The organism is Pseudoalteromonas sp. SG45-3 (assembly GCF_014164075.1).
Lineage (GTDB): Bacteria > Pseudomonadota > Gammaproteobacteria > Enterobacterales > Alteromonadaceae > Pseudoalteromonas > Pseudoalteromonas distincta.
On the sequence record NZ_JACJEN010000006.1, the window covers coordinates 185,813 to 212,368 of the forward strand.

24 protein-coding genes are annotated in these 26,556 nt (G+C 36.6%); 14 read left to right on the plus strand and 10 right to left on the minus strand.

The features are described from left to right. Positions 1-3: 3 nt before the first annotated feature. From H5126_RS09765 to H5126_RS09795, 7 genes are all read left to right on the plus strand, one after another. Positions 4-1,302 (plus strand): CpaF family protein, encoded by a 1,299-nt coding sequence (locus H5126_RS09765; RefSeq protein ID WP_182721344.1) that lies wholly within the window; start codon positions 4-6, stop codon positions 1,300-1,302. Beyond that, on the plus strand, positions 1,295-2,170 hold the full coding sequence (locus H5126_RS09770) for a type II secretion system F family protein (protein ID WP_154903115.1): 876 nt from the start codon (positions 1,295-1,297) through the stop codon (positions 2,168-2,170). The genes H5126_RS09765 and H5126_RS09770 overlap by 8 nt, the downstream gene beginning before the upstream one ends. Next, positions 2,167-2,982 (plus strand): type II secretion system F family protein, encoded by an 816-nt coding sequence (locus H5126_RS09775; RefSeq protein ID WP_169043649.1) that lies wholly within the window; start codon positions 2,167-2,169, stop codon positions 2,980-2,982. The genes H5126_RS09770 and H5126_RS09775 overlap by 4 nt, the downstream gene beginning before the upstream one ends. 9 nt (positions 2,983-2,991) lie before the next feature. Further along, complete coding sequence (locus H5126_RS09780) at positions 2,992-4,158, plus strand: hypothetical protein (RefSeq protein WP_182721345.1); 1,167 nt, start codon at positions 2,992-2,994, stop codon at positions 4,156-4,158. Beyond that, entirely contained in the window at positions 4,155-7,022 is a 2,868-nt protein-coding gene (locus H5126_RS09785) for a hybrid sensor histidine kinase/response regulator (RefSeq protein WP_182721346.1), read from the plus strand. The genes H5126_RS09780 and H5126_RS09785 overlap by 4 nt, the downstream gene beginning before the upstream one ends. Before the next feature lie 96 nt (positions 7,023-7,118). Next, entirely contained in the window at positions 7,119-7,547 is a 429-nt protein-coding gene (locus H5126_RS09790; protein WP_024604388.1) for a response regulator, read from the plus strand. A gap of 375 nt (positions 7,548-7,922) precedes the next feature. Further along, complete coding sequence (locus tag H5126_RS09795) at positions 7,923-8,747, plus strand: alpha/beta fold hydrolase (RefSeq protein WP_182721347.1); 825 nt, start codon at positions 7,923-7,925, stop codon at positions 8,745-8,747. Positions 8,748-9,180: 433 nt separating this feature from the next. Here the strand turns inward: H5126_RS09795 and H5126_RS09800 are convergent, their stop codons facing one another. From H5126_RS09800 to H5126_RS09825, 6 genes are all read right to left on the minus strand, one after another. Further along, on the minus strand, positions 9,181-10,140 hold the full coding sequence (locus tag H5126_RS09800; protein WP_182721348.1) for a sugar-binding transcriptional regulator: 960 nt from the start codon (positions 10,138-10,140) through the stop codon (positions 9,181-9,183). A gap of 248 nt (positions 10,141-10,388) precedes the next feature. Continuing rightward, positions 10,389-11,390 carry an ABC transporter ATP-binding protein gene (locus tag H5126_RS09805; RefSeq protein ID WP_182721349.1) on the minus strand — a complete coding sequence of 334 codons (1,002 nt, stop codon included), beginning with the start codon at positions 11,388-11,390 and terminating at the stop codon, positions 10,389-10,391. A 10-nt stretch (positions 11,391-11,400) separates the two neighbouring features. Beyond that, the gene (locus H5126_RS09810; protein ID WP_182693431.1) at positions 11,401-12,231 is read right to left on the minus strand and encodes a carbohydrate ABC transporter permease; all 831 of its coding nucleotides are present in this window, start codon (positions 12,229-12,231) and stop codon (positions 11,401-11,403) included. A 2-nt stretch (positions 12,232-12,233) separates the two neighbouring features. After that, positions 12,234-13,106 (minus strand): carbohydrate ABC transporter permease, encoded by an 873-nt coding sequence (locus tag H5126_RS09815; RefSeq protein WP_002960879.1) that lies wholly within the window; start codon positions 13,104-13,106, stop codon positions 12,234-12,236. A 146-nt stretch (positions 13,107-13,252) separates the two neighbouring features. Then, on the minus strand, positions 13,253-14,557 hold the full coding sequence (locus tag H5126_RS09820) for a sugar ABC transporter substrate-binding protein (RefSeq protein WP_007377152.1): 1,305 nt from the start codon (positions 14,555-14,557) through the stop codon (positions 13,253-13,255). A gap of 152 nt (positions 14,558-14,709) precedes the next feature. Further along, positions 14,710-16,038: a hypothetical protein gene (locus tag H5126_RS09825; RefSeq protein WP_165723449.1), complete on the minus strand. Its 1,329-nt coding sequence runs from the start codon at positions 16,036-16,038 to the stop codon at positions 14,710-14,712. A gap of 529 nt (positions 16,039-16,567) precedes the next feature. On the opposite strand from H5126_RS09825, the gene H5126_RS09830 reads away from it, so the two are divergent. Genes H5126_RS09830 through H5126_RS09850 form a run of 5 tightly spaced genes read left to right on the plus strand, consistent with a single transcriptional unit; the run spans position 16,568 to position 22,164 of the window. Beyond that, positions 16,568-16,951: a response regulator gene (locus tag H5126_RS09830; RefSeq protein ID WP_002960883.1), complete on the plus strand. Its 384-nt coding sequence runs from the start codon at positions 16,568-16,570 to the stop codon at positions 16,949-16,951. Between the two features lie 13 nt (positions 16,952-16,964). Next, positions 16,965-17,870: a MoxR family ATPase gene (locus tag H5126_RS09835; RefSeq protein WP_182721350.1), complete on the plus strand. Its 906-nt coding sequence runs from the start codon at positions 16,965-16,967 to the stop codon at positions 17,868-17,870. Positions 17,871-17,876: 6 nt separating this feature from the next. Then, on the plus strand, positions 17,877-18,863 hold the full coding sequence (locus H5126_RS09840) for a DUF58 domain-containing protein (protein WP_182758525.1): 987 nt from the start codon (positions 17,877-17,879) through the stop codon (positions 18,861-18,863). Further along, positions 18,863-20,833: a DUF3488 and transglutaminase-like domain-containing protein gene (locus tag H5126_RS09845; RefSeq protein WP_182721182.1), complete on the plus strand. Its 1,971-nt coding sequence runs from the start codon at positions 18,863-18,865 to the stop codon at positions 20,831-20,833. The genes H5126_RS09840 and H5126_RS09845 overlap by 1 nt, the downstream gene beginning before the upstream one ends. Before the next feature lie 8 nt (positions 20,834-20,841). Continuing rightward, positions 20,842-22,164 carry a Na+/H+ antiporter family protein gene (locus H5126_RS09850; protein WP_182721183.1) on the plus strand — a complete coding sequence of 441 codons (1,323 nt, stop codon included), beginning with the start codon at positions 20,842-20,844 and terminating at the stop codon, positions 22,162-22,164. 280 nt (positions 22,165-22,444) lie between these two features. On the opposite strand, the gene H5126_RS09855 is transcribed toward H5126_RS09850, so the two are convergent. From H5126_RS09855 to H5126_RS09865, 3 genes are read right to left on the minus strand one after another with little or no spacing between them, the layout of a single operon-like run. Further along, entirely contained in the window at positions 22,445-22,876 is a 432-nt protein-coding gene (locus H5126_RS09855) for an acyl-CoA thioesterase (RefSeq protein WP_002960891.1), read from the minus strand. 5 nt (positions 22,877-22,881) lie between these two features. Then, on the minus strand, positions 22,882-23,700 hold the full coding sequence (locus tag H5126_RS09860; RefSeq protein WP_182693902.1) for a M23 family metallopeptidase: 819 nt from the start codon (positions 23,698-23,700) through the stop codon (positions 22,882-22,884). Further along, on the minus strand, positions 23,693-24,550 hold the full coding sequence (locus H5126_RS09865) for a 6-carboxytetrahydropterin synthase (protein ID WP_024595367.1): 858 nt from the start codon (positions 24,548-24,550) through the stop codon (positions 23,693-23,695). Before H5126_RS09865 ends, H5126_RS09860 begins: the two co-directional genes overlap by 8 nt. A 203-nt stretch (positions 24,551-24,753) precedes the next feature. Here H5126_RS09865 and fabA point away from each other — a divergent pair, with 203 nt between their 5' ends. Further along, complete coding sequence (fabA, locus tag H5126_RS09870) at positions 24,754-25,269, plus strand: bifunctional 3-hydroxydecanoyl-ACP dehydratase/trans-2-decenoyl-ACP isomerase (RefSeq protein ID WP_002960896.1); 516 nt, start codon at positions 24,754-24,756, stop codon at positions 25,267-25,269. A 65-nt stretch (positions 25,270-25,334) separates the two neighbouring features. Here fabA and rmf read toward each other — a convergent pair whose 3' ends face one another. Next, positions 25,335-25,505: a ribosome modulation factor gene (rmf, locus tag H5126_RS09875; protein ID WP_002960897.1), complete on the minus strand. Its 171-nt coding sequence runs from the start codon at positions 25,503-25,505 to the stop codon at positions 25,335-25,337. A gap of 409 nt (positions 25,506-25,914) precedes the next feature. On the opposite strand from rmf, the gene H5126_RS09880 reads away from it, so the two are divergent. Continuing rightward, positions 25,915-26,550, plus strand: a complete 636-nt coding sequence (locus H5126_RS09880; protein WP_007582758.1) for a TetR/AcrR family transcriptional regulator — start codon at positions 25,915-25,917, stop codon at positions 26,548-26,550. Positions 26,551-26,556: the final 6 nt, after the last annotated feature.

Genomic DNA, 26,556 nt, shown 5'->3' on the forward strand with positions numbered 1-26,556 from the left:
TTTATGTTTAATTTATCAAGCAAACATGAAGAAGTTCAAACCAGTTTAAGTACCTTTGAAGAGCTTAAAAAGCTATTGCATGATGCCGTTATCGAAGAGTACGAACAAGAACCGACCGCGCTTTTATCAAATAATGTTCTCGAAAAAATCTCTGCACTGTGCAGTGAAATTCAGCAATTCAATCAATCTTCATTTAATCAGCATCAAAAAGAGCAGGTTGTTCAGGCTGTATTTGATGAAATTCAGGGTCTGGGTCCTATTGCACAGTTTATGCTGGACGATCAGGTAAGTGATATTTTAATAAACGACACGCAAGATATTTGGATTGATAAGCAAGGCAAACTACTTTGCACAGCCAGTAAGTTTGATAACGAACGCCATTTACGCCGATTTGTTGATCGCTTACTTGATGGCTGTGGTCGCCAGGTAAATGCGCTTATGCCAATTGTTGATGGCAAACTAAAAGACGGTAGCCGAGTTCATATTATTGTACCGCCTGCGTGTACCAGCGCCGCGATTGTATCGATTCGTAAGTTTAATCATAAAAAAATAAACGATGACTTTTTAGTTAATAATCATTTTTTAGATAAAAACATCTTATCATTTTTAAAAAGCGCAGTTAAAACAGGCGTTAATATTTTAGTGTGTGGCAATGCAGGTGCAGGTAAAACCTCATTATTAAACGTACTTGCTAACTCAATTAACCCAAATGAACGTGTTGTAACCATTGAAGAAAGTGCTGAGCTTAATTTGCATCACAACCACGTTGTGCAATTAGAAGCCCACGACACAAACAGCGATGGTAAAGGTGCTGTAAGCCTAAGAGATTTAGTAAAAGCAGCCCTTAGAATGCGCGCAGATAGAATACTTGTAGGTGAGGTACGCTCAGGCGAAGTAATCGATATGCTCCAAGCAATGAACTGTGGCCACCAAGGTTCGATGACGACCATACATGCTAACAGTGCAAATGATGCCGTTATTCGTTTATCTACCTTAGTGCAGTTACACAACGCACAACTGAGCGATACCCATACAAGTTCGCTAATCGCGTCGAGTATTCAACTTATAGTGCATGTTTCTCGCTCAACTAATGGTACCCGAACTCTAAAAAGTATTGGTGAAATTAAGCGTGTTAATGGCGGCGCACATTTCAGCCCCCTTTATAGTATTAACGAAGCAGAGCCTGTACAAAGTGAGTTAATAGATAACTCAAGTGTTATTGAGTTTATGAAAGGCCAAGGCGCAAATGCAAAAGAATTAAAAGCATTACTGCGCAATAACCCGGAGGCTAACAATGACTAAACTTGATTATTTATTAGCTATTGCTGCGGTTATTACTTTTGTACTTGCAGCTAGTGTGTTGGTTTCTTTGTATGCTAAAAATAAAAGTAACCAGAGCGCTAAAAAAGTAGATATTTTAGAAGAAAAAGACGTCCTTACTTTGTCACTACGAGTACTAGGCTTAAACATAAGTAACGCTTGGTTTATAAGCATGGCGTGCTCGCTCTCTAGTAGTTCATGGTTTTTAGCTAAATTATATTACCCTGAGGCATCAACCAGCGCGTTTATTATTTCAATCGTGGTCTTTGTAACCTGTTTTATAACTGTTATTGACTTGGCTCATTATAAATTAGCAAAATTTGAGCATCACTTTTTAGAATTTATTGAAACCGTACAATCGTGTTTAAGTACGGGGCTGTCGCTACAACAATCAATGCAGTTTGCTGATGAACATGCTGACTCATATATAAAAAAACAAAGCTCTTTGCTATTACAACGCATGAGCATGGGTAGTGACGCCGAAACGTCGTTTGCTCCGTTAATTGAAAGATACAACTGCGAGACCGTAAGATTATTTGCTCATAGCATCATCACACATACACAAAGCCAGTGCGATTTAACTGACATGCTAAAAAGCGTATGCAACATGATGTCGCTAAGAACCCTCGACCGCCAACAGCTAAAAGCAAAGCTTTCGGGTACTAAGTACGCTGCTGTATTTAGTGGTTTTTTACCTTACGCACTAATTCCTTTATTTAGCTATACCGATCCAACCTGGTTTGAACCTTTATTAAACGATCCTAATGGGATTGCATTTATAACGGTTGCGCTTCTTTGTCAGCTATTTGGCTTTTTATGGCTACGCCTTAGCTTAAGGGTAACATTATGATTGATATACTTTTACTTATCGGACTTTTAGTAAGTATGGGCTCGTTTATCCATATTCATAGGCAATCTCTTAAAGTCGAATTAGATAAACCCGATACTAAAAACATTAACTGGTATCCGCTAATTATCATCTCTAAACGTCAACTAAGACAAGCAGGGATTCAAATTAATAAAATATTAATAAGCCTGTACTGCTTTAAAGTGGCTGCTACTTTTAGTGCATTTACGGTTATAGAGCTAACAGGGTATGAGCTGAGCCAATCGATTAAATTATTATTGTGTTTTATGTGTTTTTTTGCACCCGAATGCTGGTTTTTATTACGTAAAAATCAACGTCAAACCACTATAAATAACAGCTTAGAGTTTTTTTTACGGGTGTTACTGGTTTACATGCGCGCCGGGTTTTCGTTAGAACGTTCATTTGCACTGGCGGTTGATCATGGATTGAGTCAAAAACACCCATTATACAAAGAGCTAAAGTTATTTTTATTCGAACTAAGTGCAGGTAAAGATCGTGAATTTGCATTTAATTCACTTTTTGAAAGAACCGGCGTATTAGGAATTAAAAAACTCGCAAACTTAATGTTAATAGGGTCAAAACTTGGTACGCCACTTATCCAAGCAGTAGAGGCTCAACTTGAAGGCCTAGCTTTAAAAAAGAACATTTTACTCGCTAAAAAGGTAAACAAAAAAGCGATGCACACAACCTTTCCCATTATCTTAATTTGTTTTCCGATGTTTTTAGTATTGGTGTTTTTTCCCGCAGCATTACAAGTAATGAACGTACTTAAAATGCTTGTAGAAGTGTTATAGGAGCCTGATATGAAAAAGCATTATCAACAAGGGTACATACTTACTATTGAGCTTATATTAATTATAACTATTTTAATTATTGGCTCAATTGGTGGGGTGATTTTAGTAAGGGATGCCCTTATTAAGCGCCATCAAACTAAGGTAGATAATCAAATTACTGTAGTTGATGCTAACAATAGACCACTCGGTATTGCAGTAAGTTTTGATGAGCATCAAGCACCACTTATTTTTTATACAGATCGTGGAGCAAACAACACGTACAGGGCATTAATAGGCATAAGAGATGATAGGTTTACCTCGCGAGAAGCTGTTTATTACGATGCTCCAAATTGCCAAGGTAACACGTGTTTAAAGGGCTTAAGCGACGAAGCAACAGACAGCCAAAGTGTCAGCAAGTTAAATAATACCGGTAATGTAAGTTATATAAATGCGTTGCAGCAAGGTCCAAATTACGCAATAGGGCAGTTAGGTAACAGCGTTATTGGTCAGTTATTAAGAAGCACGCCACAACAATGCCCTGCTAATAGTGAACAAATTCTATCTCGTTATGTATCCCAAAAAGTAGTAACAGGCTCACCTTGTGAAAGCTTTGAAATAGATAAGCAACCAGCCGACAGCAGTTGTTTAGTTGGAGTAACAGCTTTAGGAAATCCACTTTTAGGTACAAGCGATCAAGGTTTATCACAATCGTGTGATACATGCCAAACAGGGTACGAATCGCAAGGTGACATACTTGATTTATATTTACCTCAGGTAGAACCGCTTTTAAATACAGCCCTTAATGCGCTTTCATTAGTAGGTATAGGCACAAACGTTGATATAGAGCTTGGCACAATATGCTGCCCAGAAGGTACACGCTTAGAAGATGATGAAAACATTGTAGAAACACTTGTTTTCACTATTTTACAAACCACATTTGAGCTGGTCGGTATCGATTTAGTAAATAACCTTATCATTAGTGAAACACTGAGCTTAATAGGGATTGAGCCAGGTATTACATATTGCAAAACATCACTTAATTTAGTTAATGCAGAACAAGTAATTAATATCACCACAGGCGAACCTGCTCTTAGTAGTTTAACGCCACCATTTAAAGTTTTACTGCCAGTACATAGCGGCCAAAACAGGACAACGTGGATACATACTCCCCCAAAAGGGGAAGGAGAACGTCAATGAACGCCTCAAATATATTTACCTCACATGCTAATTTAGCAGATACACCAACTGATGAAATATCAACAGAAATTAAAGAAACGCTAACGCTACTAAAACAGTTTTATGATGTTCCAATTGTTAAATTTATCGATTTTAGAGAGGTTTATTCAGAGCAGTTAATAACCTGCAACGATAAAGAAAGTGTCGAAAATGAGTTATTAAGCTATCAACTACGCTGCACACAAGAAAAACTATATTTATTTGAAGATACTTTTTTTGATGATGTATCAAACAACACGCACAAATTAATTCGCTTTTATGCACAATATCCAATTTATAGTGTCACTAATAAATTAATTGGCGTAGTGCTGATGGCTGATTTAGCACCTAAAACATTAATAGGTTCACAAAAAAATCAGTTTATTTCATTTGCTCAATTATTGCAGACACAGTTAAATAAAAATTCAGATTCAGTAAGTAATCAAGTTACTAATCCTGTGAAAAAAAATTATGGGGAAAAGTATATTCATGTATTTAGTTTAGCGCCCGTGGCATTCTTAATTGCATTAGTATTATGCTCATTCACTGCATTACTACTTTATACTATTGAAAAAAAGGAGCTGCAAAGTAATTACAATGAACAAACTCAGCAATTACGTAAAACATTATTTAATGCTCTAGAGCGATTTGATAATCAAGGATTATATATATCGCAAAAAGATTTAGTTATCGCAGGCTTTTTACAAAGCCAAAATAGCTATACAAAAGAGCAGCTTAATGATTTAGTACAGAGTCAGGTTTCACAAAGCTTAACTTATAAAGGGTATATTGTGTTTGATTCTGAGTATAACCAACTTGCACTTTGGTCAAAAAATAATTTTGATTTAGCCGCGTATGGATTTAAAAACTGGTTAGAAAAATTCAATAATAGAGCGAATAAACAAGCAGTAGAAGTATTTACTGTTGCAGATACGGCCTTCTTAATTTCTGAAATAAAAATTAAACAAGGCTCTATTTATACACTTACAGCATTTGATTTAAGTAAGTTTTTAAAAGCCGTTATTGGCAAATTAAACACTGAAAATTATAACGTTTTTATAGCAACACCACAGTTTACTTTAGGAAAACAAGGAGAAGTTAGCCCGAGTATAATTAAAAATAGTATTAGCGCTTTAAGTAGTCGTTTTCCACCTACATGGCGCTTACATGTGCAACCTATGAATAAAATAGTACGCCCACAAATAACTAAATATAGTTTAATTAGATTAGGGTTAATCTCTTTTTGTGTATTTGCCTTTGTGTATTATTTTTTACGTTTGCCAAGACGTTTACACAACGAAATAAAACAAAAAAATCAGTTAATACTCAATAGAGAAGAGCTCTTTTCAAGTTCTCTTGATGCACTGCCGCATGGGTTTGCTATTTTTAATAGCCACGAATTTCCTGTGATCACCAACAATGCATTTAACCTTTTATTTGCACAAGTGAATAAACAAAATTGTCAGCTATCGTATAGCCAGCTGGTAAGTATTGCGCAGCAGAATAATATTATAAATCACTACCATGAACATCATAAGCTTGATGATGATCGTAACCAATTAATAGATATAGGTTTTACAGACGGGAAGTGGATAACTGTATTACAAAGACATACAGATTTTAATGGTTTCGTTTGCTACTTTAGAGATGATACAGAGGCACATCAAAAAGAATGTTTACTCGCTGATGTTCTTGAAAAATCAAAACAGACAAATCAATTAAAAGAAAAATTTGTTACAAGGCTTAGCCGTCAATTAAAAACGCCTTTATCATCTTTAAAGTCATTAGTTGAAATATCTAAAGATCCAATAAGCTTTAACGAATTTAAAAACAATGTGGGGAATATTTCTGATGCATGCGACCAGCTCGAAAGTGTAATTCAACAACTCGTAAATATAAATAAATCGGAAATAGGTAAGTTAAAACTGCAGGCCAAAAACGTTAACCTGAATCATATGATCAATAATAATATTTCGATTTTAACTAAAGAAGCTGAAAACAAAAAAATAGTTCTTAAAAATAATATTACGCCTGGGTTAACCGTGGTAAGCGATGAAAAGTTAATTTCTCAATTGGTTATTCAGTTAGTGACAGAGGTTTTGGATTCGTCAAATAATACAACGCTATCTATTAACGCTCAGATTAAAAATGAAAGTAACCGTAATTACTTACACCTAGACTTTTCATTAAGCAATTTAATCGACAGTAGTTACTTTATAACTGAGCTTAAAAGTATATCGGGTGATGATATAGCACGTCTCATAGATGATAAAGACGTTTCATTAGAGTTAAAGTTTTTTATCTCAATATTTAAAATGTTAGGTGGTAAAGCGATAACTGTAAGTAGTAACGCGAATAAATCAACGATAACGCTTTCTATGCTGGTAAACAAAGTAACGAAGCAAGATAAAGACAATGTGCAAAAAGTACCAAGTAGCTCATTAAATACTGATTTAGTAAAAGCGAGTTTAGTGACTAAAAATCACCAAAACACGCTACTACTTGTTGATGACGATCCACTTGTAGAAATTGTGATTAGGGCAATGCTAAAAGATCAGAATATCATAATAGATTACGCATGCAGTGCGATAGAGGCTATGTTGATGGTTTCGCAAAATAGTTACGACATTATTCTAATGGATATAGTAATGCCAGAATTGTCGGGAACTGACGCTATGTTAAAAATTAAAAAACACAGTGATAATTCTAAAACTAAAATAATTGCACATACATCGACACCCGATCCAGAATCTAAATATGTAAACCAGGGCTTTGATGACATGCTATTAAAACCTGTAAAACAAGGCATATTAATAAACCAAATAGCACGTATTTTAAAAAGATAGGCCGCTATACCAACCGCCTTAATGTGGATTTTATGTAACGATAAAATATTAATGCCGGTTGGTGTTACATATAGCGTAATATATTCGAGGTAAAAAATGAAAAAAACGATTGAAGATACGATGGAAGTTATCGGATTTAATACAGTAAAACCTATAAATAAAACTACACGACTGCTTTTAGTCGATGATGATTTACTAATAGAAATTGTAATAAGAAAAATGCTTAAAGAAGAAAACATATTAATAGATTTTGCATCCAGTGCAATAGAGGCGCTATTAATGGTTTCTCAAAATATTTACGATATTATTTTAATGGACATAGTCATGCCACAGTTTACGGGCACCGACGCAATGCTAAAAATAAGAAAGCACGCTGATGCATCAGCAACGAAAATTATTGCGCATACATTTAGTGAAAACGAAAATAGTAATAATAAATATATAAAGCTTGGGTTTAATGGTTTGTTATTAAAGCCAGTTAAGCAAGGTGTATTAATTGAAAATATTAGATCTTTCTTAAAGTGATTAATAGCAATAGTAGGGCGGTTCGCTGTTTATTACTTATTACTTACTAAAAACTATTTAATAAGAATAATTTCTTCAAATTAGTAGCAACTTCGCTTTTGTAATTGTTGCATATTTAAGAGCAAACGCTTCACACTTCATAAAGTGGTTTAACAATCACAATTATCAAACTCTATAATAATAAAAAACAAATAAACTTACTTAGCCTAGAGCCCAAGTATTACAAGGGTTTGGGTTTGGGTTTGACTTTAAATTATTATAATTTTTGAATAACTAAAAAATACTCATCTTGGGATGGAATTTGCTTTATAAGGTTATATTCCAATTTTATAGTTCACGAAACATTATAATTTTTAAAGTTAACGAGGCAAAATTATGAGCAAAACACAGTACGTTACAGTAGAAGGTCATCAAATTGCTTTTCAAGAAATGGGACAAGGCACACCTTTATTATTAATACATGGCATACCAACTTACAAATTTTTATGGCGAAATGTGATGCCCAAACTCGCATCAGAACATCGAGTAATAGCGCCTGATTTACTAAACTTTGGTGAATCAGATATGCCAATTAACACCGATGTATCTATAAATGCGCAATGTAGAATAATGTGTAAGTTTATGGAAGAACTCGGTATTTCTAAAGTTAATATTGCTGCACATGATATTGGTGGTGGTGTTGCTCAATTAATGGCGGTAAATCATCCTGATAAAGTAAACGGATTAGTTTTAATAGATAGTGTATGTTTTGATTCTTGGCCAATACCAGAATTTGAACCTTTGCTAGAACCTGGTGTAGAAGAAAAGACAAGTGTAGCTGAATTTGTTGATACATTAAGAGATTTCATGCCTAAAGGTGTATACGATTCTAGCGTAATGACTGAAGAGTTAATGGAAATATACTTAAAACCATGGAGCAACGAGCAAGGAAAAGCCGCTTTATTTAGTAACATGCGCAGACTCAATAAAGAATATACACAAGCTATTGCAGGCGATCTTAAAAGCTTACCTCATGAAACACTCATAATTTGGGGTAAAGAAGACAAGTTTCAAAAACCAAAATATGCACCAATGTTAGAAGAAGCAATTCCAAATTCATCATTGATTTGGATAGATAGAGCCGCTCATTGGGTTGTTGATGAACATCCAGATAAAGTATCTGAGCTTATTAGTGAATTTATGAATGATAAAAAATTCTAAAGTCTCAGCAAGTACATCAGTAGGATAGTTAAAAAGCCATTAAATTCAACATCTTGAATTTGACTGGATGAAATATCTACTAGGAAGTTATTGTTAATACCGCTTGGATATATTAATAACCAAGCGGTATTTTTATATGTTCAAGAAGCTAATAGCGTAAATGGGAAAAACATTAACTATTAAGATAAGTAGGTTAATGCTTATTAAATAGTCAAAATATCGCGTTTATACGTTAATTAATGAAGGTGAGTAACTTGGTTATGTATTTATTTATGCTATTTAACATAATATAAATTATAGGTAGTTAATGTACATATAGAAAGAGCGCCTAAATGCGCCCTTACTATGTCCAATACTAGACGGTATCGGACATTAAGTGTTTTTATTACAATAACTAGTATTACTAATACAGATACTTTATTTATCAATTTGTTTAATCAATACTAAGTAAACGCTCAGCTGTATATTCGTTAGTAATTAATCCACTGATCATGTTTGACCTTACTGCGCCCAAAATGGCTAACACTTTTTCTTCACCAGCAGCTATCGCATAAATCTGTTTGTTAGCATTTGTTTTTAATGGCGTACTTGCTACACGCTGATTAACTGTGCAATCTAAAAGCTTACCGTTTTTATCAAACACCCAACTAATCATTTCACCAACAGCACCCAGATCTTGTAACTCTTTAAGTTCTTGCGAATCAATAAAACCATCTATATGTAATGGCGACTTTTCACCTAAGCTACCAATACCCACAAATGTTACATCGGCATCTTTAGCGAGTTTTAAATTACCGGTAATATTTTGTTGTGCGTGCAACTGTTCTTTTTCTTCAATGCTTCTTGGTAAAACTGGCAATGGCATTGGATAATGTTTTGCATTGGTGTGTTCGGCCATTCTTACTACAACATCATAAGGTGAAGCCGATCCATCCAAAGCCATATTACCTAGCATGGCTACAATTTTATGTTGCGGACAATCAACGGTTCTTAGCTCATCCACACATGAACGTAAAACTCGACCGGTTCCCATAGCAAGTACTTTGGGTTGTTCTGATTTTAAATGACGTTCTATTTCTGCCGCGCCAGCTTGAGCCAAACCTAATGTAGATGAAGGTTCAGATGGATCGCTCGGTACAACTTCACACGAATCTAACCCAAAACGGCTTTTTAATTTTTCGGCCAAATCCATACATTTAGCAATCGGGTGGTCAAGTCTAACTTTAATTAATCCTTGGCTCACAGATAATGCGACCATTCTTTGTGCAGATTGACGAGATATATTTAGCTTTTTGGCAATTTCATCTTGTGTGTTACCGCCAACATAATATAACCACCCTGCTCTGGCTGCATCATCTAGCTTTCTAATTTCTGTATTTGATAGCTTTACCACGTAAACCTCTTAAAATAGAAGGAAAACTAAGTCCTTATTTTTATTACATAATTTTAATTATATGTGCTGCTATATAAATTATTTTATTAATTTTGGAGCATCTATTTATCAATAACGTTTTTGTTATTTATAATTGTAAATATACCATTCCTTAATAAAAAATACCTAGGTTTCATAGGATTATGTAATTAGAATTTAGTTAATAGCACCCTTATAAAGGTGCTATTTAAGGTAATTAAAGATTGGCTTTAGCGAATTGTTAAACCGTTATTATCAAACTTTAATACTTTATCAGCCGGTGCGCTTAGGTAAATACTGTCGCCATATTTTAATGGGCAATCACCATCTGCTTTTACTGTTACGGTCCCTTTGCCTTCAATATTTATATGTAAAAAGCTCTCCGAACCTAAATGCTCAATTACACCTACAGTTCCAGCCCAAGTACCTTGCTCAGTAGAGAGTGTTATATGCTCTGGTCGAATACCAATACAGCTAACATTCGCATCTTCATTTTGTGGAGCATCTATAAAATTCATTTTTGGCGAACCTATAAAACCAGCTACAAATTTGTTTACAGGGTTTTTATAAAGCTCTAAAGGTGTACCTACTTGTTCAATAATACCGGCATTAAATACCGCGATTCTATCTGCCATTGTCATGGCTTCAACCTGATCATGCGTAACATAAACCATTGTTGTAGCTAAGCTTTTATGTAATTCAGATATTTCTAAACGCATATTTACACGTAATGACGCATCAAGATTTGAAAGTGGTTCGTCAAATAAAAATGCCGAAGGTTGGCGTACAATTGCGCGCCCTATCGCTACTCGCTGGCGCTGACCGCCCGACAATTGCCCTGGCTTTCGATCTAAATAATCGGTCAAATTAAGAATTTTAGCAGCGTTAGCAATTTTACTCTCAATTTCTGCAGGGCTTACCTTGGCTCTTTTTAAAGGAAAAGCAATATTGTTACGCACTGTCATATGCGGATATAACGCATAGGATTGAAACACCATTGCTAAGCCTCTTTTTGCAGGCGGTGTTTTTGTAGCGTCAATGCCGTCAATTTCTATATTACCACTGGTTGTATCTTCAAGACCTGCGATCATACGAAGTAATGTAGATTTACCACAGCCCGATGGCCCAACAAATACGATAAACTCACCGTCTTTAATTTCTAAGTCGAGCGGTTTAATTACGTTAACTTCATCAAAGTTTTTAGTGACTTGTTTTAGTGTGATGCTGCCCATGTGTATTCTCCTATTTTACTGCGCCGAAACTTAATCCACGCACTAATTGTTTTTGACTAAACCAACCAAGTATTAAAATTGGCACAATGGCCATGGCAGATGCTGCCGATAACTTAGCGTAAAATAACCCCTCAGGGCTTGAGTAACTGGCAATAAATGCCGTTAAAGGTGCAGCATTTGCAGCGGTTAAAATAAGTGTCCAAAAAGCTTCGTTCCACGACAAAATTATATTTAACAATAGCGTTGAGGCTATACCCGGTAAGGCTATTGGTAATAAAACATGGAATATTTCTTCACCAATTGTTGCGCCATCCATACGTGAAGCTTCAAGTATTTCGTTTGGTATTTCTCTAAAGTAGGTGTACAGCATCCATACCATTATTGGTAAGTTAATGAGTGTCATTACAATTACTAAACCTAATTTTGTATCGAGTAGCGCAAAGTCTCGAAACAATAAATAAATCGGAATAAGTACCCCTACTGGCGGTAACATTTTGGTAGAAAGCATCCACATTAATAAATGCTTAGTTTTTTTAGTTTGTACAAACGCCATAGACCAAGCTGCAGGTACAGCAATTAATAACCCCAGTAAACTTGAACCTAGCGATATAACTACAGAGTTCCAAAAATGGTTAAAGTATGGCGAACGCGACAGTACATCTCGGTAATTTTCGAGTGTCCAATCAAACGCATATAAGCTTGGGCTTGCTGAAATTGCTTCAGCTTCCGTTTTAAAGCTGGTGATTAACGTCCATAAAATTGGAAAGAAAATCATGCCGCTTATTGTCCATGCAGCAATGGTATAAATTAGTTTGGAACGACGGCTATCTTTTATAGTCATAATTAACCCTCCAAGTTTTTGCCAATTAAGCGCATTAAAAATATAGCGACAATATTTGCAATTATTACTGCAACTATGCCCCCTGCCGAACCGCCACCTACATCAAATTGAAGTAGTGATTGCGTGTAAATTAAGTACGTTATATTGGTAGACGAATAACCAGGACCACCACTTGTTGTAACTAATATTTCGGCAAAAATTGACAGTAAAAATATAGTTTCGATTAAAATAACAGCGGTTACAGCGCGCGATAAGTGCGGCAAAACGATGTAAAAAAACTTACTAAATGGCCCAGCTCCGTCTAAATCAGCCGCTTCTAATTGTTCACGGTCTAATGATTGTATTGCTGTTAGCAGTATTAATGCTGCAAATGGTAACCACTGCCAAGACACAATTATGATGATTGAAAATAGCGGCATTTGAGCAAAAAAGTCGATAGGTTCAAAGCCAAGCCAAATCGCGAAATGTGCAAATAAGCCATTAACTGGGTTCATTAGCATGTTTTTCCATACTAATGCCGACACAGTTGGCATTACAAAAAATGGGGCTAGTACCATAATGCGAACGTAATTTCGTCCCCATATTGCTTGGTCTAGTAAAATAGCTAAGCCAATACCACCACAAATAGTGATAAGTAAAACCCCAGTTACTAGGTAAAGCGTGTTAAAAAATGATTCAAAAAAAGCCGGATCAGTTAGGAAAAATTCATAGTTTAAAAAGCCTACAAACTCTTTATCCCCTGGAACGAGTAAGTTGTAATCAATAAATGAGAAATACAGTGTCATACACAGCGGAACTATCATCCAAGCAAGTAATAAAATTACACTAGGAAGAAGCATAAACCGAGCAAGCGTGCGCGAGTTAGTTGTTGCCATAAAGGTGACCTTAAAAAAGCCAATTCTATTTACTTGTTAACTATCAAGTGAAAATCAGAAACCCTTGATAGTGTTTATAACTAACAAGTAAATAGAATTGACATAAAATATTGGGTAAGTTTGAGTACTTACCCGCCCATTACATGCTATTTAGGATAGCGAGCTTTACGCATTGTTCGCTCAACGAGGTGCTGAGACGTACTAAGCGCTTGCTTAACGGTCATTTGGCCAGTTAATGCTGCTGAAAATTGTTGCCCAACAGCTGTACCAATTCCTTGAAACTCAGGAATAGCAACAAACTGAATACCTACATAAGGCACTGGTTTAACTGTCGGATTTTTAGGATCTGCAGATTGAATAGAATCTAAAGTAATTTGCGCAAACGGTGCTGCGTCCATGTACTTTTGATTACTGTAAAGTGATTTACGTGTACCTGGCGGTACTTTTGCCCAACCTTTTTTATCGGCTACAAGTTGTGTGTATTCTTTAGATGTTGCCCAGCTAATAAATTTCATTGCGGCATCTGGTTTTTTGCTGCTTGCCGGTACGGCTAAAGTCCAAGACCATAACCAGTTACCGCGTTTACCTAGACCGTTATCTGGCGCAAGTGCAAACCCTACTTTATCGGCAACTTCTGAATCTTTTTTGTTAGTAACAAATGCGCCTGCAACGGTTGCATCAATCCAAATACCACATTTTCCGGTTTGAAAAAGTGCAAGGTTTTCATTAAAACCGTTTGCAGATGAACCAGCAGGACCAGATTCTTTCATCACATCGACATAATACTGAAGGGTATTTTCCCACTCTGGGGTATTAAACTGAGGTTTCCAATTTTCATCAAACCAACGCGCACCAAACGAATTTGCCATGGATGTAATAAGCGCAACGTTTTCGCCCCAACCTGCTTTACCACGTAGACAAAGGCCATAAACACCTTCTTTTTTATCTGTCATCGCTTTAGCAGCTTTGCGTATAAAGTCCCATGTTGGGGCTTTAGGCATTGTCAGCCCTGCTTTTTCCATTAAGTCAGTGCGGTACATAACCATTGAGCTTTCGCCATAAAATGGCGCAGCATAAAGCTTGTCGTTAATCGTTAAACCGCTTCGAATTGCCGGAATTAAATCGTCTAAATCGTAGTTTTCACCTAAATTATCCAGCTCTTTTAGCCAATTTTGCTTGCCCCAAATTGGTACTTCATAAGTACCTATGGTCATAACATCGTATTGGCCGCCCTTTGTTGCAACATCGGTTGTGACACGTTGGCGAAGAATGTTTTCCTCTAGAGTAACCCATTTTAGATCTATATCCGGGTTTTGGCTGGTAAAGTCACTGCTTAATTCTTTCATGGTGATCATGTCACCATTGTTAACAGTCGCTATTGTGATTGTTTCTTTTGCCGCAGCGCCCATGCTTATAAAGCCACACGCGAGCATAATTAATTTATTTTTCATCGGGTATTCCCCATACACGTTATGTTTTAACAAGTGCTATTAAATTTCAATCTATTACCAATTCTATTTATGGCAGTTTTAACGCATAAAACTGCCCGCAAAGTGCCTTTTTAGGTCCTTTGTTTAAATAGTTAGACTAGTTGGATAATGATTTAAAATTTAACAGATATTTCAGAAGTGAAGCCGTCAAATCCTTTACCGATTTGGCCGCCCGAATTAACACCTTCTTCTTGGTTAACATACTCAACTTTTAAAAGCGTTTTATCGTTAAACCAGTAACCTGCGGCTACTTGAATACGCTCTACTGTGTTGTCTGTTTGTTCAATTAAGTCGGAAGTGTTATCGGCTTCTGCATAACGAGCCGCTACATATAGCTTTTTAGGGATTAGATATTGTTGTGCTTCAAACACGAAGTACTCAACCGATGAGTCGCCTTCTATTACACTGTTTGAATCAAAAGTAGTGCCATTTTCATCAGCTATGCCGTTTGTACCAAAGTAGGTAATACCGGCAACTGCATTACCAGCGGCATCTGCAAATGTGTAATCATCAGACGATTTACCAACCATAAAAATTAAGCTAGTTTCGTCAGATGGTTGATAAGCTAAGTTAAGCTGGATGATTGATTGCTCAAGCCCTGGCATTGCGCCAACGTGAGTGTCACGCTCGTTTGAAGGTGACGCTGAGAAATTATAGTTTTCACCATCGCCAAAGCGATAGTTTGTTGTGGTTACACCATCGAGACTTGCTACGCCATTTTCAAAACGTAACTGGTCGCCTTGATTCGCTTTTAATAAGTTTAAGCCTGCTTTAAAGCCACCTTCAAATTCTAGAGTACCTTGAAGTCGGTAGTTATAACCTCTGTCTTCTTGAAATGCTTCACCGAAACTTGAAGTCGTAATGTGACCTGTAACATTATAAGCACGTACTACACCACTATCGAAAGTTTCGCTGTAACTTAGCTGTGCGCCGTTTTCTGCGGTTGCGTAATCGGTAATACCATTACCAATAAGTGCATTACTTTGGTTATCTGCGCCGTCTTGAAAGCCTTTAAATTGAAATGGTGAGCCACCAATATTACCCAAACGCAGTGTTAAATTTGCGTTTTCTTTTGGTGTGCCATATAGACCTAGTAAGTCAAATTCAACACCTGCAAAATCGTTGTGAAATGAAAAGTCACGATCTTCGCCACCAAAGTCATTAGGCTCTTCTGCAATATCTATATCGGCAGTGATGAACTCGTTAATATGAAATTTAAGCATTAGATTAGCTCTAATACGGCCAAATCCTGATTCTTGTTCTTCATCTTCTGGACGAAATGCACCATCTTTAGCCTGAATTGACTGAAAGTTTTGCATTAGTAAAAAGTCTACGTCAACGCGATCTAAATATTCAGAAATATCAGCCTGTGCTGGAGCCGATGTAGCCATAGCTGCCGCTATGAGAGAAATTGCAAATTTAGTCTTTTTATTATTCAACATAATAAGCTCTTTATTTAGTGTGGTGTGTGATGCCAACTTTATTAAATTGCATTTTCATTTAATGAAATTGGTATTAATTCAGTGTGTATAGATGAGGCTGACTGAGCAAAACATTAAGTGGTTAATGAAACTGCACTTGTGAGCATAAGCCCATCTGCTGAGCATAATCACAGAATGAATTTAGAAGGTCAACGATTTTTTATTACAAAACGTTTACAAAAAATCGAATTCATATGTAAATATTTTTGAATCAATAAGTTAAGTAGCAAATTTGTTACATCAAGTTTTGATGGAATGTTGTATTGGATTAAGGAATTTCTTATGAATACGTCATTATTGTTCATTACAATTAATGAAAATATAAGTTAGTAGAAGATATGAGAGCAGATAATCCTTTAAAAATACGTTGTTGGGCAAACCTATAAACAGTTTATTTATTGGTGTTTTTTAAGTAACGTTCTTGAGCTTATGATGGGGTTAGCTTAGTATTAAAGCACTTAGATGTATTCAAAATAGAAGCAACCTACATATGGAATTTGTTCGCCCGCTAGAGCCCATCCTCATTATTGATGACGTTAAGGAAATTCGTGATTATCTAAACCAAATTTTAACTGACTTAGGGTTTGAAGATATATTAGAAAGTGCTGATTTTAGCTCTGCCAAACCTATTATGGACAATAAACCGCCAGGCGTTATATTTGTAGATGTAGATTTACCAGACTCTAATGGTGCAGAGATATTGGAATACATTAATAGTGCTTACCCGCACACTCATGTTGTTATGTGTTCGGGCCACAATAGTCTCGAAAACGTACAAAACACGTGGGAAATGGGCGCTAAAGGTTTTATTGCAAAACCTTTTAATACAAAAAAAGTAGACACTGTAATGAAGCGTCTAGAAATAATAGAATAATAATAAGGTTAGCATGCATAGTACTGTTACTGCGATTATAGAAGATCTTTCGAGTGTTATATTTGGTAAACAACAACAAATAAAACTGGCACTTACATGCTTATTTAGCGAAGGGCATTTACTCATTGAAGATTTGCCTGGCATGGGAAAGACCACTCTTTCTCATGCATTGTCAGCTGTGTTAGGTTTATCGTATCAGCGTATACAGTTTACCAGTGATCTTCTCCCTGCTGATATTCTGGGTACTAATGTATTTAACTCTACCGAGCACAGTTTTACGTTTCATAAAGGCCCTATTTTTAGCCAAGTTGTTTTAGCTGATGAAATAAACCGCGCAGGGCCCAAAACACAAAGTGCGTTGCTTGAAGCAATGGAAGAGCAACAAGTAACAGTTGATGGAAAAAAATATACGCTGCCAAATCCATTTTTTGTGATTGCAACACAAAACCCGCTTTACCAATCAGGTACCTACCCGTTACCTGAGTCGCAATTAGACCGATTTTTAATGCGCATTAGCTTAGGTTTTCCACCTAAAGAAGCCGAAAAACGCTTAATTTTGAATATGCAAAAACGAGATTACAGCCAATTACCTAAGCGTATTAACCAACAAGAGTTAGCGGCAATTCAAACTCAGATAAGCCAAATTTCTTTAAGTAGCCCGGTTATTGACTACATTATAGAGCTTGTTAATTACACACGCACAAGCAACGCTTTTGCATCATCATTATCACCTCGTGCTAGTATGGCTCTAGCTAAAGCAGCTAGGTCGTGGGCCTTTATTAATGGTCGTGATTTTGTAATGCCAGAAGATGTTCAAGCCGTATTTGCAAGTGTGTGTCAGCATCGATTAGGTTTGCATAACGAGTCAGGTGAAGCGCAAGTAAATGATATTTTAAAAAACGTATTAGTTCCGGTATAAACTTTTATGCCAAAAAAAATAGCTAAGCGCCCTTCTTTATTTAAGTCATTTAAGCAAAGTGTATTTAATAAGTTATTAAAAAATAAACATTTAAAAAACTCAATTACACTTGAACACAGAACAATTTATGTATTGCCATCATCCCTTGGTTGGTACTTTATAGTTGTAGCTATTTTAAACTTTGTGATGGGCATTAATTATCAAAATAATTTAATTTTAATAATGTCTTATCTTATGTTTGTGGTAATGATTATTGCTGTATTAATGGGCTACAGTAACGCTAAAGGCTTAACAGTTAAATTTAAAGATGCATTTAACAGCTACGCTCCTCAAAAACCGAGTATTATATTTGAATTACAAAGCCCTTCTGTTACCCAATCTATTAATTTAACATATCAAGGTAGTGAGCAAACTCACAAACATACCGGCCAAGTTGATAGTAAACCTCAGTTACTTACACTCAACTTACCCTACAGCTCACGCGGTAAGTACTCAGTGCAACGTATTAAAATAGCGAGTAACTATCCCTTTGGTTTGATAACTGTTTGGAGCTACATTCAATTACAACAAGATGTATTTGTATACCCGTCGCTTGAACAGGTTCACTGTGACGCGCATGTTTCTATGCTTTATGAGCAAGCCGATAAAGGTATTTCTACACAATCTGGTAGCGAAGAGTTTGAGTCTCTTATCCCACACTTACCTGAGATGGGCTTGCAAAGAGTGTCGTGGAAGCATTACGCAAAAACACAGCAGTTGTTAGTTAAAGAGTTTGTAGACTTTAAAACAGCAAATGCACTCTTCGATTTTACGTTAATGAATGGAGATACAGAACAACGGTTAAGCCAGTTATGCTTTTTAGTGTGTGAAGCAACCGAGAAAAACACCCCTTTTATGTTAAAGCTACCGAATAAAACAATAAATACAAATACCGGACAGCATCATAAGCAGCAATGCTTAGAAGTATTATGCTCATTTAATGGTGATGTGTAATGGACATACTTAAAAACGAAAAAGTAATAAATTATTCGCTGTCTTTTATATATGCATGTTTGATTGTATTTTTTGTATCACATTTACCGCTTGTTTTTGTAGGTGTACTTTCACTTATTTGTGCATGGAACTTTTACATAACGCTGAGTAATAAACCAAAGCCAAATGCTTGGCTGGCAAATATACTCGCAGGTGTGTCACTGGGTTTAATGCTCTACACAGTAGGCATGTCGGATACGGTTATTTTATTTGTGGCCATGCTGCTACTTGCTAGTTTATTTAAACTGCTACAGGCTAAAACCAAAAAACACTATCATGTAATTACAACGCTTACGTTTTTTTCACTCTCATCCGTGTATTTATTTAACCAAAGCATTTTAACAACTTTAACTGTAAGTGGTTTATACATATTAAACTTTGCAGTACTTGGCTTACTCGAGTCCAAACATAATTTAAAAATAGCCTCTAAACAAAGCGGTAAACTGCTACTTTTAGCGCTTCCTTTAGCTATATTTTTACTGCTTTTTTTGCCAAAAATGCCCGCCTTTTGGCAGCTTCCTGGGCCTAAGCTTGCTAAAACAGGGCTTTCTGAACAAGTCGATCCATTCGATATTGCAAAGCTTTCAAACTCAGATGAACTTGTGTTTAGAGCTAAATTTAACGAAGAAAAACCTGTAGCGCCTTATTATTGGCGAGCAATAGTCCATGATGAGTTTAATGGTAATGCGTGGCTTACGTCTGACTTTTTAAAATATAATAATGTAAAAACAAATACGCAGAGCGAAAATGATGAGCAACTTATTGCAAGCTACTCAGTTATTACAGAGCCTGCGACACAAAAATGGCTCTATGGTTTAGCGTATTCCAGTAGTAACTCACCAAATGTTGAAGGTAATTCACTAGGTTTATTGCGTAAAAAAAGTCGCCAAGCTAAAAACTTACAATACGATGTAAATAGCTTTAACTTCACAGCTTTACCGCTTGGCGAATTTGAAGAAAAACGCTACAAATACCTCGCTTATAAAAAGAATATAAAAACATCATTACTTGCTAAAAACTTAAAGCAAAATACACACTCTGACCGCGATTTTTACAATAGCTTATTACAGTACTTTGCAGGTACGGGATTTACGTACACGTTAACACCCACGCCTATGAGCGGTGATAATACAATTGACCAATTTTTATTTGAAAACCAACGTGGCTTTTGTGGCCACTATGCCAGTGCCGCCGCGTACATTTTTAGAACCGCAGGTATACCCGCTCGACTAGTAAGTGGCTATTTAGGTGGTGAATTAAATCAAGATAATAATACGCTCACTGTTCGCCAATACGACGCACATGCATGGGTAGAAGTATTTTTACAAAACGAAGGTTGGGTTATTTTTGATGCAACCGCCGTTGTTGCACCAGAGCGTTTAAATGGCTCACTTTCGCAGAACGAAGAGCTGAATGACGAATTTAAAAGTAACCTTGATTTTGGTTTAGTGAGTTTAAGTAATTTCCCCGCTATTAATTGGTTAAGGTTGGAACTTGAAAACCTCGATTATCAATGGTCTAGCTGGGTACTTGGTTTTGACGAAGAAAAACAAAATGATTTTTTAAAATCGATTTTTGGTAGTAAAAACATTTGGCTTGTACCATTAATAGTTTTACTAACAGCTGGTTTTTGTTTTATAAGTTATTTTATTTATTTAAACTTGCCAAAACGCCCGTCTAAATTAGCGCCTATGGTTAAAGAGTTTTATGAAGTAAAAGCATGGGCTAAAAAACAAAAAATAAATACACCCGATAATTTAACACCGAGTCAGCAGTTAGACTTTTTTGCTGATCAACTTCCTCGTTCTGCACAATCTATAAACACTTTTAGGCAGTTATTTAACCAAGTACGCTATGGTAAAAAACCTTTTACGAAAGAGCGTAAAACTCAGGCTAAAGATCTGATAAAATTAATTAAAATTTCCAAATAGAGAATACTATGAATGCTGTTGTTATAGGCGTTATTTTAATGCTCGGGCTATCTCTGGCTCGCGTTAACGTCATTGTTGCCATGATCATAAGCGCGTTAGTTGCAGGTCTTACTGCAGGCTTGGGTATAAAAGAAAGTGTAGATGCGTTTAATTCTGGCCTTTCAGCTGGGGCTGAAATTGCACTAAGCTATGCTATGCTCGGCGCGTTTGCCGTTGCTATTTCTAAGTCGGGTTTAACACGTATTCTCGCTGATAAGCTACTTGCTAAAGTAAATGCAAAAGGCAGCGGTAATGAAACATTTTTAAGTTACTTCATTTTATTAATTATTTTAGGTTGTGCAATTTCTTCGCAAAACTTAGTACCTGTACACATAGCGTTTATTCCTATTTTGATCCCGCCGTTACTTGTTGTTTTTAATCAGTTAAGATTAGACAGGCGTGCTATAGCGTGTATTTTAACATTTGGATTAGCAACGTCTTACATGGTGCTTCCTTATGGTTTTGGCGGTATTTACTTATATTCTATTTTGCACAAAAACCTAGTTGATAACGGCCTAGACATTGTAAATACCCAAGTCCCTGTGGCGATGATAATTCCTGCATTAGGTATGTTTATTGGATTGCTTATTGCGGTATTTATTACTTACAAAAAACGTCGCGAATACACCGAGCTCCCATTAACAACTGTGAGTAAATCAGCTGAAGTAGAAAACCCTAAAAAAGTAATGATTGTCGGGCTTTTTGCAGTACTTGCCTCACTTGTTGCACAAAACCTAAGTGGCTCAATGATTTTAGGTGGCTTAGTAGGTGTAATGATATTTAGTGTTTTCGGTGTAGTTAAGTGGGAAGAAAACGGCGACGTATTTAGTAAAGGCGTTGCGATGATGGCCATGATTGGCTTTATTATGATATCGGCACAAGGTTTTGCATCGGTTATGCAAGCCACTGGCGATGTAGCAAGCTTAGTACACAGCGCAGCCGCCCTTTTTGATGGTAATAAACCTTTGGCCGCCGGTGTTATTTTGTTAGTCGGGTTATTAATTACAATGGGAATTGGCAGTTCGTTTTCAACAGTGCCTATTATTGCAACTTTGTTTGTTCCTTTGTGTTTAGATCTTGGGTTTTCTGTTATGTCTACCGCTGCGCTTGTTGGTACTGCGGGCGCTTTAGGTGATGCTGGCTCTCCTGCTTCAGACTCAACGCTTGGCCCAACATCGGGTTTAAATGCCGATGGCCAGCACGACCACATTAGAGATTCTGTTATTCCAACGTTTATTCACTTTAACATACCGCTGCTGATATTTGGCTGGATTGCAGCAATGGTACTTTAAAAAGTATTTATGTAAGTATTAATAAATGTAATTAAAAGCTAAATATAACCAAAAAGGTATGTTAAAAGCATACCTTTTTAGTATCCAAATCCAACAACTCTCACCCCTATCAATTCCCTTCAGTTTGACTACTTTTTTAGTTAATACACACCCTGTTGTTGAGGTTATACTTTATGAATATTTTGTATGATGTGTTCTTTTAGGTGTTTTAGGTGTTTTATATAAGCACCAATTAAGGTGCTTATATAAATTTGCTTTAGCGCATATTCAAAGCTTTAAGTCAATCAAAACCATAAATCATTTTGTCGCATACTACCGGAGTCGGTCTGTGGTTATCATCAACTGCAACAAAGGTAAAGCTGCCACTAATGGCTGAATGCTTATCGTCTTTGTGCATAGTTTCTAATAATATATCTACGTCAACTTTTAAGCTGGTGTTACCTACATGCACTACTTTAGCTATTAACTCTGCAAAAGTACCTGCTGGTATGGCTTCTTTAAAGTCGACTCTATCAGAAGATATAGTTACCAAAGGCTTACGACAAAAACGAGTCGCTGCTATAAATGCCACTTCATCCATCCACGCCAGTGCATCACCACCAAATAAAGTATTGTGATGATTAGTACGCCCTGGAAACACGGTTTTAGTTACCGATGTGGTTGAGTCTTCAATACGCTGAGCAATTATTGCATCGCGATTTACGTCAGTCATAATCTCTACTTTTTGTTTGCTAATGTATCTTGCATTAGTAATGCAGGATCAAGGCGTTCGCCTTTCCAGTTAAAACGCCAATCTAGGTGAGGACCCGTTACACGCCCTGTTGCACCAATTTCAGCCACTTTGTTACCTTGCTCAATTTTATCACCCACTTTTACATCAAGCTTACTTAAGTGAATGTAAGTTGAGGTAATACCATGGCCATGATCAATAATTAATGTTCCGCCAGAGTAGTATAAATCAGGTTCAGCAAATACCACGGTACCACTAATAGGCGCGTAAACAGGAGAGCCCGTTTTATTCGCGATATCTAAGCCAAAGTGCGGACGACGAGGCTCGCCATTAAAATAGCGCTGACTACCGTAAACACCCGATATGCGCCCTTCTGCAGGCTTTAACACAGGGTCTAAAAAGTACAATAAATCAGAGTCTACTTCTCTGGCTTTTCGCACAGCAACTGCTTCACGGCTTATACGCGCACTAACTTCTTTTGGCGGAGAGACATATTTTTTAGCTACACCGGTAATTTTATCAATTTTATATTCGCGCTTTGTGATAGCTATTGGCTGTGAATGCGATTTACCATTGTTATCTACCCATTTTAAAGTATGAGTAGTTTCAGCGTCACGACCAAAACCAAATACAAAATCACCCTTTGGTGAAAGTTTTAAGCTTTTGCCATCTAAGCTTACTGATTTAGCGTTTTCTAGCTTTCCAGTAACTAAACCGCCTTGTGTTAAATGTCCTTTTAACTCAAGCGCCATAGCACTAAAGCTAGCAGAGGCAACAAGCGCTGTTGCTAAAAGTGTTTTAAACATAACTAATCGATCCTTTTCCAACACCTTCATAAGCCGTTACTTTCACTGCTTTTTCTGGGTATTGGGCTTTAATTTGGCCAGCTACATGTTCAGCAATACATTCTACAGTGGTATCTACTGGTAAAATGTCGCAACGAGACTCGCTTATAGCCATTTCAAAATAGCCTTGTGCCGATGTATAAGCAAAACATACATCACCCGCTTTGGCTGTTATGTGTTTTAAATCAGCAGCGTTAATTTGATCTTCACTGGTGGCTAAGTAAATATCTTCCCACTTTTGAGACCATTCTTTTTGCAAGCGCGGCATAGAAATACCATCTAGGCTAATACCAATTTGAGAACGATGCCCATGAATAATACGCTGGCAATTACCGTCATGCTTTTTAAGGCCATGGCTGTAATGATAGTAAAAACTTTGGCTGTGTTCAGGCTTAAGAGACAGCTCAATTTTTTCGATGTTATCTGGTAGCTTCGGTAAAATAGTCGCAATTAAAAATTCGGTAACCGATTCAACAGTTACTTCATCTGCGTTAATCATGCAATAAGCTTGATGAGGAGCGCTCATAGCTAAGTGATTATTTTCACCAAATGTACAGTCGAGTGTTTTATGCTCGTCAAATTCAGATACAGTACCATTAAGCCCTGTAGGAATTGCTAAACGGTGATCAATACACTCATCTATAATGCCTTTAATTTGCTTTTTAACTAAACCAAAGTCTAAAACCATAGACTCTTCGTTAAGTTTACCGTGCAAAGTTAAATCAACAATCCAGCTCTCGCCAACGGCGCCGCGTTTGTTACATAAGTAAGAAAAATCAATCACAGTTAGTGAGTTAACAAAAAGGATCATAAACTTCCTTTAGACTGGTTATAAGACAGCGTTAATTATAATGATTTCTGATTGTAATTGCGCGGTTTTATAGTGCAAAAACCAATCGCGTTGATTGATTGATGATTTAATATGCAATATTTTGATTTTTTAACTGCTCCGAGTTGTTTAGCGTACAAGTGTACGCTAAAGTACTTGGCAATTTCTAAGCGAAGATAAGTGTTATGGAACCTAAAAATAGCTATACAAAAGAAGAGTTGATCCTGTGTGGTCAAGGTGAAATGTTTGGTGAAGGTAACTGCCGTTTACCAAGTGACAACATGTTAATGATGGATCGCATTACCTCTATTACTGCTGATGGCGGTATTCATGGGAAAGGCGAAATTGTTGCTGAGCTTGATATTGACCCTAGCCTTTGGTTTTTCGATTGTCATTTTAAAGGCGACCCAGTAATGCCAGGTTGTTTAGGCTTAGATGCTATGTGGCAACTAGTTGGTTTTTACTTAGGTTGGTCTGGTGGCCCTGGTCTTGGCCGTGCGCTAGGTGTGGGTGAAGTTAAATTTACTGGCCAAATTTTACCAACTAATAAAAAAGTAACTTACCGCCTTGTAATGAAACGCGTAATTAAACGTAAATTGTTCATGGGCGTTGCAGATGGCACTGTAGAAGTAGATGGCCGAGTAATTTACGAAGCAAAAGATTTAAAAGTGGGCTTGTTCCAAGACACTAGCGCGTTTTAATTTTTAAATGCGTACAAAAAGGCCTCCAACGTGGAGGCCTTTTTGCTTAAATTCGATTATTGATTTTAGGTTTTGTACATGTTGCGGTTTTCAATCGCTTCACGCCAACCTCCTAACCACTCTGATTTGGGATCTACTTGTTGATAAGGGCATAGCTCTTTTGAGCGACCTGCTAAACCTGCTTTAAAACCTTGAGAATGAGCTCTTTCTAAACGATCTCTTTTCTGTCTCTTCATCGGTAATATCCTCACCTTTTTATTTGTATATTGTGTAGCATTAGTGAAATCTACATTTAATGAATAGTTAATAAAAATGTAAAATTCAAATCGTAAAAGCAATTAAATTGTTTGACTTTAACTAAGCTGCTGATGCAAAAATGAATTAACATTTAAAAAAGTAAGTGGTCATACAACATTTAATTTGACCGGTTTTATGCTAAATAAAATGCGACTCAATAATCGCTAAAAAGCACTTATGTGCTTTATTTGTGACCGACTAATATTGACTAAGTTCCAAACAAAAATGTAATCGTGACACTTTTATTTCATTAATCTTAAATTAGTAGCCCGCCCCTAACTTGAAGTATTTTTAAACAATTTAAATTTATGCTTGATTATTTAAAGTCGATCGGTCTAATATATGTACATGAACAAAAATACATCAACACCAATACGCCGTGGTCGCCCACCTAAAATAGCCAGAGAGAACGCCGATACCAAAGCGTTACTTATTCGCACGGGCCTAGAAACCTTAACTGAATTTGGCTTTAGCGCCACGGGGCTCGATACTATTTTAAAAAAAGCGGCTGTACCTAAAGGCTCCTTTTATCATTACTTTAAAAGTAAAGAGGCCTACGGCATTGCCCTAGTTGATGCATACGACAGTTACTTTATTGCAAAGCTTACCCATTACCTACAGCAAGAAGATGTTCCCCCACTTGAGCGAATCGTTAATTTTACCCAAAGCGCAATCAAAGGAATGAAAAAATACGATTACAAACGTGGCTGTTTAGTAGGTAACTTAAATCAAGAGCTTAATCATTTAAGTGATGAGTTTAAAACCAGATTAATGCAAAGCTACACCGCTTGGCAAAACCATGTAGAGGTTTGCTTAAACCAAGCTAAGCAACAAGGCACTATTGCGAGCCATGTAAATACAAAATTGATGAGTGAGTACTTTTGGATTGGCTGGGAAGGTGCGGTTATGCGCGCCAAGCTCACAAAATCAAATACCCCACTTACTTTATATACAGAAATGTTTTTACGCGCATTACTAACCTAATGCGTT

Excerpts from the sequence above, each read along its gene's own strand:
- H5126_RS09835 (WP_182721350.1), top strand. The coding sequence starts at position 16,965 with ATGCATAGTACTGTTACTGCGATTATAGAAGATCTTTCGAGTGTTATA.
- H5126_RS09860 (WP_182693902.1), bottom strand. The coding sequence starts at position 23,700 with ATGTTTAAAACACTTTTAGCAACAGCGCTTGTTGCCTCTGCTAGCTTT.
- H5126_RS09780 (WP_182721345.1), top strand. The coding sequence starts at position 2,992 with ATGAAAAAGCATTATCAACAAGGGTACATACTTACTATTGAGCTTATA.
- H5126_RS09840 (WP_182758525.1), top strand. The coding sequence starts at position 17,877 with ATGCCAAAAAAAATAGCTAAGCGCCCTTCTTTATTTAAGTCATTTAAG.
- H5126_RS09770 (WP_154903115.1), top strand. The coding sequence starts at position 1,295 with ATGACTAAACTTGATTATTTATTAGCTATTGCTGCGGTTATTACTTTT.
- H5126_RS09775 (WP_169043649.1), top strand. The coding sequence starts at position 2,167 with ATGATTGATATACTTTTACTTATCGGACTTTTAGTAAGTATGGGCTCG.
- H5126_RS09880 (WP_007582758.1), top strand. The coding sequence starts at position 25,915 with ATGAACAAAAATACATCAACACCAATACGCCGTGGTCGCCCACCTAAA.
- rmf (WP_002960897.1), bottom strand. The coding sequence starts at position 25,505 with ATGAAGAGACAGAAAAGAGATCGTTTAGAAAGAGCTCATTCTCAAGGT.
- H5126_RS09785 (WP_182721346.1), top strand. The coding sequence starts at position 4,155 with ATGAACGCCTCAAATATATTTACCTCACATGCTAATTTAGCAGATACA.
- H5126_RS09820 (WP_007377152.1), bottom strand. The coding sequence starts at position 14,557 with ATGAAAAATAAATTAATTATGCTCGCGTGTGGCTTTATAAGCATGGGC.
- H5126_RS09855 (WP_002960891.1), bottom strand. The coding sequence starts at position 22,876 with ATGACTGACGTAAATCGCGATGCAATAATTGCTCAGCGTATTGAAGAC.
- H5126_RS09850 (WP_182721183.1), top strand. The coding sequence starts at position 20,842 with ATGAATGCTGTTGTTATAGGCGTTATTTTAATGCTCGGGCTATCTCTG.
- H5126_RS09865 (WP_024595367.1), bottom strand. The coding sequence starts at position 24,550 with ATGATCCTTTTTGTTAACTCACTAACTGTGATTGATTTTTCTTACTTA.
- H5126_RS09845 (WP_182721182.1), top strand. The coding sequence starts at position 18,863 with ATGGACATACTTAAAAACGAAAAAGTAATAAATTATTCGCTGTCTTTT.
- H5126_RS09805 (WP_182721349.1), bottom strand. The coding sequence starts at position 11,390 with ATGGGCAGCATCACACTAAAACAAGTCACTAAAAACTTTGATGAAGTT.
- H5126_RS09815 (WP_002960879.1), bottom strand. The coding sequence starts at position 13,106 with ATGGCAACAACTAACTCGCGCACGCTTGCTCGGTTTATGCTTCTTCCT.
- H5126_RS09825 (WP_165723449.1), bottom strand. The coding sequence starts at position 16,038 with ATGTTGAATAATAAAAAGACTAAATTTGCAATTTCTCTCATAGCGGCA.
- H5126_RS09830 (WP_002960883.1), top strand. The coding sequence starts at position 16,568 with ATGGAATTTGTTCGCCCGCTAGAGCCCATCCTCATTATTGATGACGTT.
- H5126_RS09795 (WP_182721347.1), top strand. The coding sequence starts at position 7,923 with ATGAGCAAAACACAGTACGTTACAGTAGAAGGTCATCAAATTGCTTTT.
- H5126_RS09765 (WP_182721344.1), top strand. The coding sequence starts at position 4 with ATGTTTAATTTATCAAGCAAACATGAAGAAGTTCAAACCAGTTTAAGT.
- fabA (WP_002960896.1), top strand. The coding sequence starts at position 24,754 with ATGGAACCTAAAAATAGCTATACAAAAGAAGAGTTGATCCTGTGTGGT.
- H5126_RS09790 (WP_024604388.1), top strand. The coding sequence starts at position 7,119 with ATGAAAAAAACGATTGAAGATACGATGGAAGTTATCGGATTTAATACA.
- H5126_RS09810 (WP_182693431.1), bottom strand. The coding sequence starts at position 12,231 with ATGACTATAAAAGATAGCCGTCGTTCCAAACTAATTTATACCATTGCT.